We start from the raw sequence: 17395 nt of genomic DNA on the forward strand, positions 1-17395 counted from the left end.
CGAACTATTCTTTTCCATGTTCAATCATACTGGTTAATCGTTCTGAAAATTCCTCTGCTGCGTTAACCCCCATTCTCTTCAAACGGAAATTCATAGCGGCCACTTCGATAATAACTGCTAAGTTTCTTCCTGGGCGAACAGGTAGTGTTGCTTTCGGAATGCTTACATCCATAATCTTAACGGTTTCTTCTTCTAGGCCAAGACGATCATATTGCTTCTTTTGGTCCCAAAGCTCCAAATTTATAATTAATGATATCTTTTTATAGCTTCGTACCGAACCCGCACCGAACAATGTCATCACGTTAATAATACCTAGCCCACGAATTTCTAATAGGTGCTCAATAAGTGGAGGCGAGCTCCCAATTAAACGGTCATAGTCTTCTTGACGAATCTCTACACTATCATCGGCAACAAGGCGGTGTCCGCGCTTTACAAGCTCCAAGGCTGTTTCACTTTTCCCAACCCCGCTTTTTCCAGTAATGAGCACACCGATTCCATATATATCAACCAATACACCGTGAATCGCAGTAAATGGTGCGAATTTAGCCTCCAAGTAATTCGTCAAGCGACTTGTTACTCGAGTCGTTTTGTGTGGAGAGCGCAGTAATGGCACGCCAGATGTATTAGACACTTCAACTAGTACTTCTGGAATATCCATTCCTCTTGTAATCACAATGCCGGGTGTGATGTCCGTACATAGTTTGTTAGCACGATCTCTTTGTTCTTCTGGCTTTAATTCATTAAAATAGGTAAGCTCTGTCTTTCCTAATAACTGCAAACGGTCTTTCGGATAATATTTAAAATAACCAGTCATTTCAATCCCTGGTCTGGAAATGTCACTTTTATAGATTTCTCGATGCACACCGTCTTTTCCAGCTACTAATTCTAAGTTGAAATTGTCCAGTAAATCCTGTGTACGAACTTTGACCATGATTATTCCCTCCATCTTGACTACGCTGTACATTACTGCTACCTATTGTAGCATGTTTGGCAAGCCTAGCATAACTCTATATAAGATGTCTTTCTTACCCTATTCTTCTCCTTTTCTAACCCGCTCAAAATAACGATCATCATCGTCTTGGTAGAATGGAGACGCCGAATCATTAGTTGAATCATAATCGTATTCTCCTTCTACTATCTTTCGTGCTCCGCTTGTCCTAAATCTAGCCACATCCCAAGTCGTGGAACAAGCTGGTGTGTAATGGTTGACGACCTTTTCATAGAAGACACTTTCTGCTTATAATTAAATTTCAACTTCTCATTTTCTTGAGTCAGTGAAACGATTTTTGTATTTGCTATTCTCAATTCTACCTCTAATTCTTTTACCCTCTCGTTTAACCTAGCCAATGAATTCTTTTTCAACGGATCGGAGCGTTGTTTTTGATCCATTTGCTCCTGTTGAATGAGTTGTTCCTTCTGTTCGGTTAACGTTTTCAACGCCTGTCGAGCTTGAGCGGTAATAACAAACAGATTCGGAGCTAATTCTAGTAGCCAGTTATTCTCCTTTAATTGTTTTGTTTCGTCGTTGAATTGCTCTAATGTCCAGTTCATGGATTGGATGATATCGCGCTTTTGCATCGATCCATTTGAATGTAATAGATAAATTAGCTTATGCATGTTGGTGCTCCTTTTAAATTTTCTATCAACAAAAATTCCCTATTTTCACCAATTTACGTTAGAATAGGAATACGGAAACTATTACGAAGGGGATACATATATGTACAGAATTAAACCATTCCGAAATTTATTTCATCCATCGATCACTCTCTTTCAATTACAAAAAGCAGAAGTGGTTACACATATGTGGCGCAGTTATGCGTTAACGTGGTTCTTAACCTTTTTGCTTTTCCTGACTAGTAGCTACTTTGGAATCGGTACAGAATCCATTTCAGGACTTGTTGTCTCTCAATCTAGCGAGACATTTGAAACTAGTAAACTATTTTTTCTCATTGGACGGATCGTTTTAAGTATTCTTTACCCAGCATTGTTTATCTTTTTAGGTGCTTGGCTTTTTTCGTTCATCCTGCACTTTCCATACAAAAAGGCAGTTGCAATTCAATTCAGTGTTTTTATGCTTACCTTAGTAGAAAAAGGTATTACCTATTTGACCTATGTGTTATTTGACTTAAATCAAGTCAGTAATCCTTTTTCATTCGGTGTCATAAGTCAATTATACATAGAAATCCCATACTGGAATCACTTTTTTGCTTCGATTACTATCTTTCAGCTTTTCCTATTAGGGATTCTCTATTATGTTCTTAGTCAATTTACGACGAAATCCAAAAGAGTAGTATTTATTAGCGTCTTACTATTCTTTGTGCTGCTATGGGTATTTACCGCTCTCATGGCGACGATCGAAATATCCGGGCTTATAGAAGGAGGAATTCTATCATGAAAAAATGGACTCTAGTCATCCTTCTACTTCTCTCTGTATCTCTAGTCGGCTTAAACGGTTATCTTATATCAAATAAAGGAGATACCATCTCTAGAACGATGTACATCACCGATTGGGAGAAAGCAAAAACAGGGGATGTCATTAAAAGCTTCTCAACAAAAGGTGTAGTTGTTTCTTCCGCTAAAGAAGATGTCTTTTTTGACGGTGAGCATAAAGAGTTCCTTCGCTTTCTCGTTAAAGTTGGGGATAAAGTAGAGGCTGGGACACCTTTATTCGAATACCGAGCTCCCGAACAGGAACAATTAAAGGCTTCTTTGGAAGCTGAAATTACTCAAAAAGAAGAGGACATAACTAGTGTTGAACGTTATATGAATTCGTTAAGAAATTATCAAGTTCGCCTTCCAGATTCTAATGGTGAATTAGAAAATCGCGACTATGAGATCGAAGAAAAATTAAACATTGTTGGGGATAATATAACTTCAGATATGATTTCAAGTGCTATCACTCAAGAAATCTTTAAGCAACAGCTCGAAATGGACCGATTAGAAGCCGAAATTACTAAATTAGAACAGGAGCTAAACAGTCTTCAATCAGGAGGCAATCAAGCCGTTCTAACAGAAGCTTCCACAGTAGCTGGAACAATTATAAAATTGGATAAAACGTTAACGAATCCTGTTGTAACGTTAGCAACCAATAACTATTCGATAGAAGGAAAGCTTACGAATAACGAGCTCCAAAAAGTAGAGACTGGAATGGATGTACGAGCATCTGTTCAAGGTGTCAAGGAAGAACTGGAAACTTCGCTGACACAAGTAGACGATTACCCTATCGAAGAACCAACAGTCGGAGAAAATAGTTTTTATCGCTATCAGGCAGCACTAACCGAACCTTCAGATTCTATTGCTGTTGGTGCAAAAGCAGACGTTTCCATCCTGACAGAGCAAGCTAATCAAGTAACAACATTAGAGGAATCTGCTATCCAAAAGGGTAAAAAGCCCTATGTCTATCAATTAACGAAAGCAAGCAAAGTCATTCGAAAACCGATACAACTTGGACTTTCTGCCGAAGGAAAAGTAGAAATAGTAAGTGGGTTGAAATCAAATGATGTAGTAGTAAAGAATCCTAGCGAAATCCATGTAGATGAAAAAAGTTATTTTGCTTCGAAAATGCATCCTCTGGATATTAGCTGGTCTTCTTTTACAGCATTCTCGAAAAGGGAATGGTTAGAATTGATTCTAATTGGTTTACTAGAGAAGTGATAGAAGGAGGCTGGGACAAAAGTATAGGAAGCAATGAAAAAACGAACAATTATAAATAGTGCCTATACCCTGCTCCGGAAATATACGACGCTTTCCGGGGGCAGCTGGTGAGCCTCCTCATGCTGACGCACGGTGGGGTCTCACCGATGCCTTTTTTCCCGCTGGAGTCTACGTATATTTCCGGAGCTAGTATAGGCTGTTGTTCGGCTTTTCGTCTTATCCTTTTCGTTATGTCCCAGCCCCTTTATGGATTGTTTAAAAAGGATCATCTTCATTTGGGATAATAAAAACAGCAACAAAGTAAATACAAAATAGCGGAACAAAAATAAGTAAGAAATAGCAGTACAACAAATACAAGCCTTACTAATGTCGCATCAATTCCGAAATACTTTGCTATGCCACCTAAAACTCCTGCAATGTAGCGGTCATTTCTCGTACGAAGTAGTTTTTTCACTTACTCTTCCTCCTCCATTGGTATTACCCAAATAGAACCTGTTTTTGAGTCGGCCTCAATAAACATAGGATTTTCCTTCTGCTCTAATACCTCAAATCGAAGTAACTTATTGATGATGTCCTGTTTATCTTCCACGACATGAGCATCTTTAAACTTACAACGTAATTTACCTAGCTTTGTTGTTAGTTTCCCATCAATTCGTTTTGCTTGAGGAAGATAAATACGAAGGCTACCTGTCGTCGTTTTAAAGTGACCGGAGTGAACCGCTTCTCCTTTGCAATAACATTCCATACTCCCACTCACACTTTGAGCATGGATTTGTTCAAAATATCCTTCTAATGTAATAGATCCATTAACAGTCTCCACGTCTAATTGTCTGCCATTACTATGTGCGACTTGAATAGACCCGTTCATGGTTTCCAGCTTCCACTCTTCACTTGTACTGTTCTCCACTTTGATGGAACCATTAGACGTTTTGATGGTTCTGCTCGTAACATCTAATTGGCGAACAGCTATATCTCCATTAAAGAGGCGAAGATCCAAAGTCTGAAACAGACGGTTCGGGACATGTATAATTACGTTCGTTTTCACTTGCTTCGAAGCGATGTCGAAATTCAACCGATTATTTGTAATTTCAAATTGTGCTTCTCTCAGAAACTTTTGTCTTGCTTCGGATGGATGCTGTACTTGATATACCTTCGCCTCACATTCCACTCGAACATCTGGTTCATTCCAAGCGGATAGTTGAATATTCCCGTTGGCAATTCCGATATGGATATCCTCAAAATCCGCATCATCCATATAGAAAATATGTGATACAGGGTAGGATGTTCCAAAATTGAAGTCAAGATCCGCATCTTTTATTTTTTGGACCGCATCCTCAATAAAATGCATAATTTTTTTCGAAGTAGAACGAACTTGTTTCGCATAGTCATGCTTATGTCCTTCTGATTCCCAATCTACCTTTGTAGTTAAGGCATTCGTATGTTTTGACTCCGCTTCTTCCAGCGTATCAAACAGTTCCTCTGCTTCCTCTGCACTAATTAACCCATCTTCTAACAACTCTAAAATACGCTTTCGTTCTTCGTTCAAAACACGAACACCCCCAAAATCAGAATATGCAACATACCGTGTTTATGACATAGAAGGATTTAAGAGAACTTCCACGTGTAAAATTGTTCTGTTCCGAGTCTCTCTTTTGCTATCGCCTCTAAATCAGAGTTAGGCATATTTTGATTCATTCCTCCGAGCACCCCTTGTGCTTGTGACTCGTGTGCCAAAATTGTGGCCATTTTTTTCTCAAAGAATGGCGTAATATCTTGAACAATATCTGGATTCCCTAATACTTCTGCATGATTTCTACTAATTGCTTGCGCCCACAATGTAGGTCGCTGTGCTTCCTCCATTCTTGCAACAGCTTCAACAGCAGCAGCACCTAAGGCATCATGATCTGGGTGTACCGCATGCCCTGGGTAGTGTGTGATGACAAGACTTGGTTTAATTTCTTCTAAAATAGATTTTAAGTGTTCTGCAATTTCATCCCGGGACTCAAACTCAATCGTTTTATCGCGATAGCCAAGCATTCTCAAGTCCATATCTAGCACTTGGCAAGCTGCAATCAATTCTTGCTTTCTATACTCTGGTAAGGTTTCTCTATTGGCAAAGGTAGGGTTTCCCATGTTTCTACCCATTTCACCTAAAGTACCGCACAAATAAGTAACCGGAACCCCTTCATGGCGAAACTTCGCAATTGTACCGGATGCACCAAACGCCTCATCATCTGGATGGGGATATATGACAACAACATGCTTTTCCATTCTATTCACGCTCCTCGCTTAGTTGTTAAATGGGGTCTCACTAATTTGCAAGGCAACCATTAATCTACCTTCCCGATCGTGCCCAGCCATTAATAATCGATTCTGCTCATCTACTTCCCAGCTAGACAAGCCTTCTGCGTAAACCCATCCGATTTCTGTTTTAAGTCCGACTCTATAGGCAGAGCCACTCCCAACAATCTTTGCCTGCTTATAGCTTATCTGTGCATTTCGAATGAAAGCACCAACGTTATAAGCTTGATCATTAAAGTGACTAGCATATGCACCATTCGTTGTTTCCAGATGGACATAGACATGTTTATTTAAATAGGATTCTAATTTCTCTTGTACTAATTCCAATTCAATTGCTTCCATCCCATTCATCCTTTCGTGCTTCTCTAAATTAACCTTACCCAAATATTATAAATGCGTCAAAATTAATGCTACCTTTCGATATAAAAAGACTGATATCTTGTTTACGATACCAGTCTTTCAACTTATTATTTCACAGCTTCTCTTTTCTCTATGACACTCTCCATACGAGTACGATCACGCTCTAAGATAGGTTTCAAATATTTTCCGGTATAGGAACCACTGGTCTCCGCGACTTCCTCTGGAGTCCCAGTCGCAATAATTTGTCCACCCTTATCCCCGCCTTCAGGACCTAAATCAATAATGTAATCAGCTGCTTTAATCACATCTAAATTGTGTTCAATGATGACAACCGTGTCCCCATTCTCTACTAATTTTTGAAGAACAACTAGTAAGCGGGCAATGTCATCCACGTGCAATCCTGTCGTTGGTTCATCCAGAATATAAAGTGTTTTTCCATTGGAACGACGATGTAGTTCACTTGCAAGCTTAACCCGTTGCGCTTCCCCTCCGGATAGCGTCGTAGCAGGTTGACCTAATCGGATATACCCAAGTCCTACATCCACAATTGTTTGAAGCTTACGTTTAATCTTAGGAATATTAGCAAAAAACTGAAGTGCTTCCTCAATCGTCAAATCGAGTACATCCGCTATATTTTTCCCTTTATACTTCACTTCCAGTGTTTCCCGGTTATACCGCTTTCCATGACATACCTCACAAGGGACATAAACATCTGGGAGGAAATGCATTTCAATTTTTATAATGCCGTCTCCACGACACGCTTCGCAACGGCCACCTTTAACGTTAAAGCTAAAGCGCCCTTTCTTATATCCTCTTACCTTTGCTTCATTCGTTTGGGCAAACACATCTCGAATATCATCAAATGCTCCTGTATAAGTAGCCGGATTGGAACGAGGAGTTCGACCAATTGGAGATTGATCAATATCAATTACTTTTTCTAAATGCTTCAATCCTTTGATTTGTTTATGCTTCCCAGGCTTTTGCTTACTTCTTTGTAGCTGCATGGCTAGGGACTTATGCAAAATTTCATTAATCAATGTACTCTTACCAGAGCCTGAAACGCCTGTAATGGTCGTTAACAAACCAATAGGAATTTTCACGTTGACATCTTTTAAGTTATTCTGCTCTGCTCCAACTATCTCGATGAATTTCTTAGACGGTTTTCTACGCTCAATCGGAAGTGGGATGAATTTTTTCCCGGATAAATATTCACCAGTTAATGACTTCTTGTTTTTCATAACTTGCTTCGGTGTACCACTTGCTACAATTTGTCCACCGTGCTCTCCCGCACCAGGACCGATATCGATAAGCCAGTCCGCTGCGAGCATGGTATCTTCATCATGCTCCACGACGATAAGTGTATTTCCTAAATCTCTCATTCGCTGTAACGTACCTATGAGCCTATCATTGTCTCGTTGGTGTAACCCAATAGATGGTTCATCTAGCACATATAAAACACCAGTCAACGCAGAGCCGATTTGTGTCGCTAATCGTATTCGTTGTGCTTCCCCGCCTGACAATGTACCGGCTGCACGAGACAGTGTGAGGTACTCTAGTCCAACGTTATTTAGGAATAACAGGCGATCGTTAATTTCTTTTAGAATCATGTTTGCAATTTGAATCTCTTTTTCGGTTAACTCTAAGCTGCTAAAAAAGGCATTCGCATCAGAAACAGACAGCTCGGTCACTTTTCCAATATGGCGACCATTAATTAACACTGCCATTGCCTCCTGTTTTAAACGATACCCATCACATTGTGGACAAGGCTTTTGTGCCATATATTTTTCCATCTGTTCCCGGATGAAATCAGATGTCGTTTCTTTATATCTACGAGCGATGTTCGCAATTACACCTTCAAAGAAAATATCATTCTCACGAATCGCACCAAAATCATTCTCATAACGGAAAAAGATTTTATCCTTTCCACTACCATATAAGATCTTGTCCATTTGATCTTTAGGAATATTCTTCACCGGTATATCCATATCAATTCCGTAATGCGTGCACACACTTTCTAATAGCTTCGGATAATATTGGGAGCTTGTAGGCTCCCAAGCCACAATTGCTCCTTCACGTAATGTAGCATCCCAATCTGGGATGACTAAATCTAAGTCTACTTCCAATTGTGTACCTAAGCCATCACACCGTTCACAAGCTCCGAAGGGACTGTTAAAGGAAAACAGTCTTGGTTCTAATTCTCCAATCGAGAAGCCACAGATTGGACATGCGTGATGTTCACTAAATAAGAGCTCCTCTTCTCCAATCACATCGACAATTACATTTCCTTCCCCAAGACGGAGAGCGGATTCAATCGAATCCGAAAGGCGACTTGTCACCCCTTCTTTTACGACGATACGGTCGATAACCACTTCAATAGAGTGCTTCTTGTTCTTTTCCAGTTGAATGTCGTCCGTTACTTCCAACATCTCTCCGTCAACACGGACTCGGACATATCCTTCTTGCTTCAGGCTTTCTAGTACCTTGACATGCTCACCTTTTCTTCCAGACACAACTGGGGCTAAGATTTGCAGCTTTGTTCGCTCTGGATATTCCATGATTCGATCCACCATTTGTTGGACCGTTTGTGATGCAATTTCAACGCCATGATTTGGACACGTCGGTCGACCGATACGCGCGAATAAAAGTCGTAAGTAATCATAAATCTCGGTTACTGTTCCTACTGTAGATCGTGGATTTCGACTCGTTGTTTTTTGATCAATCGAGATTGCGGGAGACAACCCTTCTATCGCATCTACATCCGGTTTATCCATTTGTCCGAGGAACTGTCTTGCATAGGCGGACAAGGACTCTACGTACCGTCTCTGTCCTTCCGCATAAATGGTGTCAAACGCTAATGATGACTTCCCTGAACCAGACAAGCCGGTTAGGACAACGAGCTTATCCTTTGGAATCTCTACGTCAATATTCTTTAAATTGTGAGCTCTTGCACCTAATACTACGATTGACTTTTTAGCCATTCCGTTTCACCCTTCCGCTTTCAGTTCCAGCACAAGATCACGAAGCTCGGCCGCTTTCTCGAAATTCAAATCTCGTGCAGCTTGCTTCATTTCTTTTTCCATCTTTTCGATTAACTTGTCTTTTTCTTTTTTGGACAACTTCGCTACACTTGGCTTTTCCCCGTTATATTCTTCGGTATTTTCAGCAACCATCGTCGCACGAATGACATCACGTACTTCCTTCTTGATCGTTTGCGGTGTAATCCCATGCTCTTCGTTATACGCAATTTGTTTTTCCCGACGACGTTGCGTCTCTTCAATTGCTTTTTGCATCGAATCGGTTATTTTATCTGCATACATAATAACCTTACCGTTTTCGTTCCGAGCAGCCCGCCCCATCGTTTGAATAAGGGATCGTTCCGAGCGCAGGAAGCCTTCTTTATCCGCGTCTAGAATCGTTACTAATGAGACCTCTGGAATATCAAGGCCTTCTCTTAGTAGATTAATTCCGACAAGTACATCATATTTCCCGACTCTTAAATCCCGAATCACTTCAATACGCTCCAATGTTTTAATTTCAGAGTGTAAGTAAGCAACCTTGATGCCAACTTCTTTTAAGTAATCCGTTAAATCCTCGGACATTTTCTTCGTTAATGTTGTAACAAGAACCCGTTCATTTCTATCTACACGTTTGTTGATTTCTCCAATTAGATCATCAATTTGACCCTCAATCGGACGAATATCCACTTCTGGATCTAAGAGACCTGTTGGACGAATAATTTGTTCGACCATTTTCGGTGTATGCTCTAATTCATAAGGACCAGGTGTTGCGGATACGTAGACCATTTGTTTTGCCTTTTGCTCAAATTCCTCAAATCGCAATGGGCGGTTATCCATGGCAGAAGGCAAACGAAACCCGTGATCGACCAACACTTGCTTACGAGCCTGGTCTCCGTTGTACATCCCTCTTATTTGAGGAAGCGTTACGTGTGACTCATCAATGACAATAACAAAGTCGTCCGGAAAATAATCGAGTAAAGTGTATGGAGTTGCTCCAGGCTCACGGAACGTTAAATGTCTCGAATAGTTCTCGATACCAGAACAAAATCCCATTTCATTCATCATTTCTAAATCATAATTTGTTCGTTGTTCCAAACGCTGTGCCTCAAGTAGTTTGTTTTGATCTCGTAGCTCTTTTAATCGTTCTTGTAATTCTTGTTCTATATTTTTTATCGCTACTTTTAATTTTTCTTCCCGAGTAACGAAGTGAGAAGCCGGAAATATTGCAATATGCTCTCTATCACCAATTATTTCTCCAGTTAGCGCATCTACTTCTCGAATTCGATCAATCTCATCTCCAAAAAACTCCACACGAACACAGTGCTCTTCCCGAGATGCAGGAATAATTTCCACTGAATCTCCACGAACACGGAACGTACCACGTTGGAAATCGATATCATTTCGGGCATATTGAATATCCACTAGATTGCGTAATAGTTCATCGCGATCTTTTTCCATACCGAGTCTTAGGGAGAGCACTTGGCTTCTATATTCTTCAGGAGAACCTAAGCCGTAAATACAAGATACACTGGCTACGACTAACACATCATTTCGTTCAAATAGAGAAGACGTTGCGGAGTGTCGTAGCTTATCAATTTCGTCATTAATGCTCGCGTCTTTTTCAATGAACGTATCTGTTTGCGGAACATACGCCTCTGGTTGATAGTAATCGTAATAGCTGACAAAATACTCTACTGCATTGTTCGGAAAAAACTCTTTGAATTCACTATAAAGCTGACCAGCTAGTGTCTTGTTGTGGGCAATGACCAAGGTTGGTCGATTAATTTCCTTTACCATATTCGATACCGTAAAGGTTTTACCCGTTCCCGTTGCACCGAGAAGTGTTTGATGACGCTGACCACTCCTAATTCCTTCTACAAGTTTCTGGATAGCAACTGGCTGATCTCCTTGTGGACTGTATTGAGATACTAAGGAAAACTTTTCTGTCACGATGCAACCTCCGTTCTTTGTTCTAAGGATAGTTTACCACAATATAAAAGAAAATCTACAAAAATGAGAACAAACATTCGTTTTTCTGTATTTGGATATCTATTGTCATAGACTATCATGTTTCCGTTTAAACGTTTAGTAAAATGATTGCTGCAATTATTCACAAAATCTCCACATCCCATTCATTGTTATTTCTGAGCTTCTATGTCTATACTTTTAATAGAAAAAAATAACAGTTATTCTATTAGAATTAGCTTTTTAGAAAGGATGTAAAACCTAATTATGAAAAAAGTTATCTCCTTTATGATGCTTGCACTCGTTCTTAGTGCTTGTGGAGACAATGGATCCGAACCATCAAATGAACCTGCTGAAGTAGAAATGATAGAGGCAAATCTACAAGTTCCTAAAGAAGGAATAACAGGGGAAAAGGTTTCTTTACAAGTAGAAGTTACCCAAGGGGAAGAAACCGTTACAGATGCAGAAGAGGTTGTCTTTGAAATATGGCCAACTGATAACAAAGAGGCAAGTGAGAAAGTGACCGCTTCGTTAGAGGAAGACGCATACGTCGCTACTTATACCTTTGATAGCCCTGGAAGCTTTTCCGTTCAATCTCATGTTACAGCTCGTGGGTTACATACGATGCCAATAAAAGAGATTAGCATTACAGGAGATGGAAATTCAGAGGAAACAGCGCATAAAGAAGGACATGATCATAGTTCCTCCGAAACCAATTCGGTTAGCCTTCAACTTAGTGAAAACGAATATACAGCAAACGAAGAAGCAACCTTTACCGTAGAAGCATCGCAAGGAGAAAAACGTATAACAGGTGCGAATGTTTCCTTAGAAATCGCTACTCCAGACAATGAAACACATGCATGGGTAGACTTAGAGGAAACGGACAAAGGCTATCAAGGAGTTTATACTTTTAAAAGTTCCGGGCAAGCCACCATTACGATTCACTACAAAAAAGGAGATGCACACGACCATAGTGAAGTCCAAGTTGAAGTAAAATAGGATATTAGAAAAAGCATGGATTTATCTATCCATGCTTTTCCTTTACTTAACTATAACTCTGATCATACTGATTCACTTCAAACAAATCGATGAGCTCTACTTTCGGATGTTTATCGATGAACCAACGTAAGGAGAAATCGTTTTTAAATAACACGACCGCCTCTCCCTCTCTATCCCGAACGAGAAGGTTTCGCTCATCAAATAAATTTGGATCTACTTGATCTGCTTTTAACCAACGAGGAATCCGCTCCCCTATCGATTCAAACATAATATCCACATTATATTCGTTTTTCATACGATATTCGAACACTTCATATTGCAGCTGTCCGACCGCTCCAATAATGTAAGATTCTGTGCGAAAGTCTTTAAACAGTTGAATAGCTCCTTCTTGTACAAGCTGCTCAATTCCTTTTTTGAATTGCTTTGCTTTCATCACGTTTTTCGCCGTTACTTTTTTGAAAAGCTCAGGCGGGAATTGTGGAAGCTCATCAAACTCAAAGCTCTCTTTTCCTTCAATTAAGGTATCACCAATTCGATAAGCATTCGGATCATAAATTCCAATGATATCCCCAGCAAATGCTTCTTCTATTGTATCACGTGAGGATGCAACAAATTGCTGAGACTGGGAAAGCTTAATCGGTTTATCTGTCCGAGCAAGCTTTACACTCATTCCCCGTTCAAATTTACCTGAACAAACGCGTAAGAATGCAATTCGATCACGATGTGCCGGATTCATGTTTGCTTGAATTTTAAAGACAAATCCTGAGAATTCTGGGTTATCCGGACTCATGACCCCTTCTGTCGTTTTACGCGGAGTTGGTGCTGGTGCCATCGAGATAAACGTATCAAAGAAGGTTTGCACTCCAAAAGGTGCTAATGCACTACCAAAGAAAACTGGTGTAAGCTCCCCCTTTAATACAGCATCTAGAGAAAACTCATTACCCGCTTCATCTACCAACGCTAATTCATCCTTCGTTTCTACAAACGTAGGATTCTGGACAAGATTAGCATGCTCTGGCTTATCTAAATCTGCGTAAGGAATATATGTTTCCTCTTCATTTCCGTTGAATTGAACAAATTGCTCATTGTAACGATCAAAGATTCCTAAAAAACGTTTTCCCATTCCTACCGGCCAATTCATCGGATATGTTTCAATGTTCAATTCATTTTCAATTTCTTCTAACAAATCTAACGGTTCTCTACCTTCACGGTCCAATTTATTAATAAACGTAAAAATCGGAACGCCTCTCATACGGCATACTTTAAATAGCTTTAACGTTTGTGCTTCAATCCCTTTTGTTGCATCTATAATCATGACCACACAGTCTACTGCAGTTAGTGTACGATACGTATCTTCACTAAAGTCCTCGTGGCCAGGTGTATCCAAAATATTGACTTGAAACCCTTTATAAGGAAAATTCATTACACTGGATGTTACGGAAATCCCACGTTGCTTTTCAATCTCCATCCAATCCGATGTCGCAAACTTCCCTGATTTTTTCCCTTTAACGGTTCCTGCTGATCGGATTAAGTTTCCGAATAATAATAGTTTTTCTGTTAAGGTTGTTTTCCCCGCATCCGGGTGCGAGATAATTGCAAAGGTTTTGCGTTTTAACACTTCATCCTTTATCGACATACGAATCCCTTCCATTCATTTCTATATTTTGTTTTCGTTCACCTTGCTGTTATAAGGGATTTTTACATTGGATGATTGCTCCTTTACCTGATTTCACCATCAAAACATAGCATGATTAGCATAATAAATCAACCATATGAAGACGACAATTAACCGATGAAATGCAATTCTTCAGCATCTATGAGGTTGCAAAAGATGATATAATAAAAGGATAAACTTTTTCATTACAGGGGACGAAAAACATGCGATCTTACTTTTTAGATAAACAAGACATCGTTCGAATTACTGGTGACCGTTTTTATAAACGAGGCTATGACTATTTTCAAAAAGGGAGAGTCTTTGGCTTACACTATAATCCATCCATCAATAGCTGGCGGGGGCAAGTGCGTGGTACGGAAACCTATAGCGTGCGCGTCTTCTTTTTTGAACATGATGATTTAGAAGCTAGCTGCGATTGTCCAGCCTATGCCACCCATTACACCTGTAAGCATATTGCAGCTGTGCTTTTGGCGATTAGCCACGAATCTGCACAAAAAGTTATGAACCATCCACCAAAGGATGATGAACAGCCGATATTATATAAAAATGATAGCTTCTCGACACGACTTATAGATGCTTTAAATGCGACCCATATCGAAGCAAAAGAAAAACATCCACTTTCGATTGCGTATCAGTTGGCAAGCAAACAGCATCCTTATAATTCAAAATTGCTCCTCGAAGTCCAACTCTCCATTGGAGAGAATAAGTTATATCAAGTAAAAAACATTCGTGAATTTCTGCAAGCATATCGAAATAAGCAAGCATACAAATTAACTCAATCTTTCACTTATAATGCAGATAAGCATTCATTTGATGAACAAGACCAAGCATTGATTCGTGACTTGCTTCTATCTTATGATAATGAATCCTTATTTTCTACAAACTATGCAACGGAACCTGTGCTTGATAAACGCAGTCTATTTTTATCTCCTAGCATCACGGAGACATTTTTAACAAGGCTAGCAACAAGGCCATTAACCTTTAAAGCAAGTACAGAAGAAGAATACGATCAAATAAAGATAACTAATCAAGGTGCAGCTTTATCTTTTAAGCTAGATTCTGATCAAAACGATATTTTTTATCTGGATATTTCTAATATTGCGAAATACCAATACTTCGAAAGCTACGGGTTATTATTTTCAAATGGTACTTTCTTTCGTTTAAATGAGGAGCAAAAAGTAATCATGAATCAAATATACAGCTTGTTGCCCTATCGAACTAGCTTTGCACATCCCATTTCTAAAGAAAATGTTTCTACTTTTTTAACGAATGTTGTTCCTAAATTAGAAAAGGTCGGAACGGTAGCCTATACAGCTAAGATGCAAGAAAGAATCACAGTTGCACCACTCCAAGCGAAGGTGTATATCGATGAGGTTGATCAAGCAGTGTCAGCTCGTGTGGAATTTCATTATGGTGGTAAGGTTGCGCTCCCGTATCAAGACGACTATAGTTTAGAAACCGTCATTAAACGAAACCACTCTAAAGAGTTAGAGGTTTTGCTTCTCATGGAGGAGGCTGGGTTTGTCTATTTAAACAACCAGTTTCACTTATTTAAGCAAGAAGCCATCTATGACTTTTTAAAATCGTCGTTGCAGACCTTGCAAGAAAAGGCAGATGTTTTCTTATCAAGCAGTGTAGAAGCAATGATCTCGGACCGAGAGCATACACTGTCGACCTCTGTCCAAATGAATCCGACGAGCGGGATGCTAGACATTCACTTTGATATTCTTGGTATCTCGAAAACAGATATCGATTACGTCCTCCAGGCATTAGTAGAAAAGAAAAGGTATTATCGATTACCAAACGGACCACTACTTTCCTTAGAGGAAGATACCTTTGAATCATTCCGTGAGTTTGCAGAGCGACTGCAGCTTTCAAAGCAGCAGATTAAACAAGGAGCCTTACAGGTTCCTGCTGCACGAAGTTTTCAAGTAGAGGATGCATTCGGACAAGATAAGGCTGCATACAGTGAATCCTTTCAAACGTTGTTAGAACAATTAAAGCATCCAAATCTTTTATCGTTTTCCCTACCTAAAGATTTACATGCGGAATTACGCGACTATCAAAAGACTGGATTTCAATGGTTTAAAACACTTGCTCATTATCATCTCGGTGGCATATTAGCAGATGATATGGGACTCGGAAAAACGGTTCAAACCATTGCCTTTCTTTTATCAGAAAAAGAAGCCGCTTCGCATCCAATTAAAAATCTTATTGTCACTCCTGCTTCGCTTCTTTATAACTGGAAGAAGGAAATAGAAAAGTTCGCACCAAGCTTCAGCGTTAGGATTGTAGCTGGAAGTAAGGAGCAACGCAGAAAACTACTAGAAGAAGAAATGAATGCAGACATTTACATTACGTCCTACCCAACGTTACGAAAGGACATTGCCTACTACCAAGAAAAACATTTTGACTCCATGATATTAGATGAGGCTCAGGCAATTAAAAATCATTTAACCCAAACGGCCAAAGCAGTTCGAGCAGTATCCGCAACTAAACGATTCGCTTTAAGTGGGACACCAATTGAAAATGCGCTTGAGGAACTTTGGTCCATTTTCCAGGCTATATCACCTGGACTTTTCGGACATAAAAAAGCGTTCTTACAGCTAAAGCCAGACTACGTAGCAAAAATCACAAGACCGTTTATTTTACGTCGTGTGAAGAAGGAAGTGTTGCACGAACTGCCTGATAAGATTGAATCCGTTCAGTATTCTGATTTAACTAAGGAGCAGAAGGAAATCTATTTAGCCTATCTAGAGCGAATTCAACAAGAGATTGCCCAAACGGTTTCGGAGAAAGGCTTTAATCGTGGTAAATTAGAGATATTAGCTGGACTAACCCGTCTTCGTCAAATTTGCTGTCACCCCTCTCTCTTTTTAGAGCAATATGAAGGGCAATCCGGTAAGTTGGAACAGTTGGAGAAACTAGTATTGGAACTGAAAGAAAACGGGAAACGCCCGTTGATTTTCTCCCAGTTCTCCAGCATGTTGAAAATCATTTATGAGCGACTTAACACATCTGGAATCGAAGCTTTTTATTTAGATGGATCAACTCCCTCTCAACAGCGTGTCGACATGGTTGACACCTTTAATACAGGGGAAAAGGATGTATTTTTGATTTCCTTAAAAGCAGGGGGAACTGGATTAAATCTTACTGGGGCAGATACCGTTATTTTGTATGATTTATGGTGGAATCCGGCGATTGAGGAACAAGCAGCTGGTCGTGCACATCGAATTGGACAAAAGAATGTCGTGCAAGTCATCCGCTTAATAACAGAAGGCACGATTGAAGAAAAGATTTATGAGCTGCAACAGAAAAAGAGAGAGCTGGTTGATCAGATTATTCAACCGGGTGAGACAATGCTATCCAAGCTAACAGAAGAAGAGATTCGGGAACTATTAGAAGTAAAAGTGTAAAAGGGAGG

At 39.8% G+C, this 17395-nt stretch carries 13 protein-coding genes; 4 read left to right on the forward strand and 9 right to left on the reverse strand.

Annotated elements, in window-relative coordinates:
- Positions 1 to 4: 4 nt before the first annotated feature.
- Both hprK and FN924_RS14280 read right to left on the reverse strand, forming a co-directional pair.
- Entirely contained in the window at positions 5 to 931 is a 927-nt protein-coding gene (gene hprK, locus FN924_RS14275) for an HPr(Ser) kinase/phosphatase (RefSeq protein WP_194709665.1), read from the reverse strand.
- A gap of 203 nt (positions 932 to 1134) precedes the next feature.
- Positions 1135 to 1617, reverse strand: a complete 483-nt coding sequence (locus FN924_RS14280; protein WP_143895592.1) for a hypothetical protein — start codon at positions 1615 to 1617, stop codon at positions 1135 to 1137.
- Positions 1618 to 1717: 100 nt separating this feature from the next.
- Between FN924_RS14280 and FN924_RS14285 the strand changes: the two genes are divergently transcribed.
- Together FN924_RS14285 and FN924_RS14290 are read left to right on the forward strand one after the other, a co-directional pair.
- Positions 1718 to 2395 carry a hypothetical protein gene (locus tag FN924_RS14285; RefSeq protein ID WP_143895594.1) on the forward strand — a complete coding sequence of 226 codons (678 nt, stop codon included), beginning with the start codon at positions 1718 to 1720 and terminating at the stop codon, positions 2393 to 2395.
- Positions 2392 to 3654: an efflux RND transporter periplasmic adaptor subunit gene (locus tag FN924_RS14290; protein WP_143895596.1), complete on the forward strand. Its 1263-nt coding sequence runs from the start codon at positions 2392 to 2394 to the stop codon at positions 3652 to 3654. The genes FN924_RS14285 and FN924_RS14290 overlap by 4 nt, the downstream gene beginning before the upstream one ends.
- A gap of 271 nt (positions 3655 to 3925) precedes the next feature.
- Here the strand turns inward: FN924_RS14290 and FN924_RS14295 are convergent, their stop codons facing one another.
- The 6 genes from FN924_RS14295 to uvrB form a co-directional block, all read right to left on the reverse strand.
- Positions 3926 to 4108: a PspC domain-containing protein gene (locus FN924_RS14295; protein WP_143895598.1), complete on the reverse strand. Its 183-nt coding sequence runs from the start codon at positions 4106 to 4108 to the stop codon at positions 3926 to 3928.
- Positions 4109 to 5200, reverse strand: a complete 1092-nt coding sequence (locus FN924_RS14300) for a DUF4097 family beta strand repeat-containing protein (protein WP_143895599.1) — start codon at positions 5198 to 5200, stop codon at positions 4109 to 4111.
- A 59-nt stretch (positions 5201 to 5259) separates the two neighbouring features.
- A complete protein-coding gene (bshB2, locus tag FN924_RS14305) occupies positions 5260 to 5925 on the reverse strand; it encodes a bacillithiol biosynthesis deacetylase BshB2 (protein WP_143895601.1) in 666 nt (221 codons plus the stop codon).
- 18 nt (positions 5926 to 5943) lie between these two features.
- Positions 5944 to 6297 carry a YojF family protein gene (locus tag FN924_RS14310; RefSeq protein ID WP_143895603.1) on the reverse strand — a complete coding sequence of 118 codons (354 nt, stop codon included), beginning with the start codon at positions 6295 to 6297 and terminating at the stop codon, positions 5944 to 5946.
- A 125-nt stretch (positions 6298 to 6422) separates the two neighbouring features.
- Positions 6423 to 9293, reverse strand: coding sequence for an excinuclease ABC subunit UvrA (gene uvrA, locus FN924_RS14315; protein ID WP_143895605.1), 2871 nt, complete (start codon positions 9291 to 9293; stop codon positions 6423 to 6425).
- Between the two features lie 6 nt (positions 9294 to 9299).
- On the reverse strand, positions 9300 to 11282 hold the full coding sequence (gene uvrB, locus FN924_RS14320) for an excinuclease ABC subunit UvrB (protein WP_143895607.1): 1983 nt from the start codon (positions 11280 to 11282) through the stop codon (positions 9300 to 9302).
- Positions 11283 to 11564: 282 nt separating this feature from the next.
- On the opposite strand from uvrB, the gene FN924_RS14325 reads away from it, so the two are divergent.
- Positions 11565 to 12296: a FixH family protein gene (locus FN924_RS14325; RefSeq protein ID WP_143895609.1), complete on the forward strand. Its 732-nt coding sequence runs from the start codon at positions 11565 to 11567 to the stop codon at positions 12294 to 12296.
- Between the two features lie 46 nt (positions 12297 to 12342).
- Here FN924_RS14325 and FN924_RS14330 read toward each other — a convergent pair whose 3' ends face one another.
- Entirely contained in the window at positions 12343 to 13932 is a 1590-nt protein-coding gene (locus FN924_RS14330; protein ID WP_143895611.1) for a peptide chain release factor 3, read from the reverse strand.
- 242 nt (positions 13933 to 14174) lie between these two features.
- On the opposite strand from FN924_RS14330, the gene FN924_RS14335 reads away from it, so the two are divergent.
- Positions 14175 to 17387 carry a DEAD/DEAH box helicase gene (locus tag FN924_RS14335; RefSeq protein WP_143895613.1) on the forward strand — a complete coding sequence of 1071 codons (3213 nt, stop codon included), beginning with the start codon at positions 14175 to 14177 and terminating at the stop codon, positions 17385 to 17387.
- The last annotated feature ends 8 nt before the right edge of the window (positions 17388 to 17395 follow it).

Source organism: Radiobacillus deserti (genome assembly GCF_007301515.1).
GTDB classification, from domain to species: Bacteria; Bacillota; Bacilli; order Bacillales; family Amphibacillaceae; genus Radiobacillus; species Radiobacillus deserti.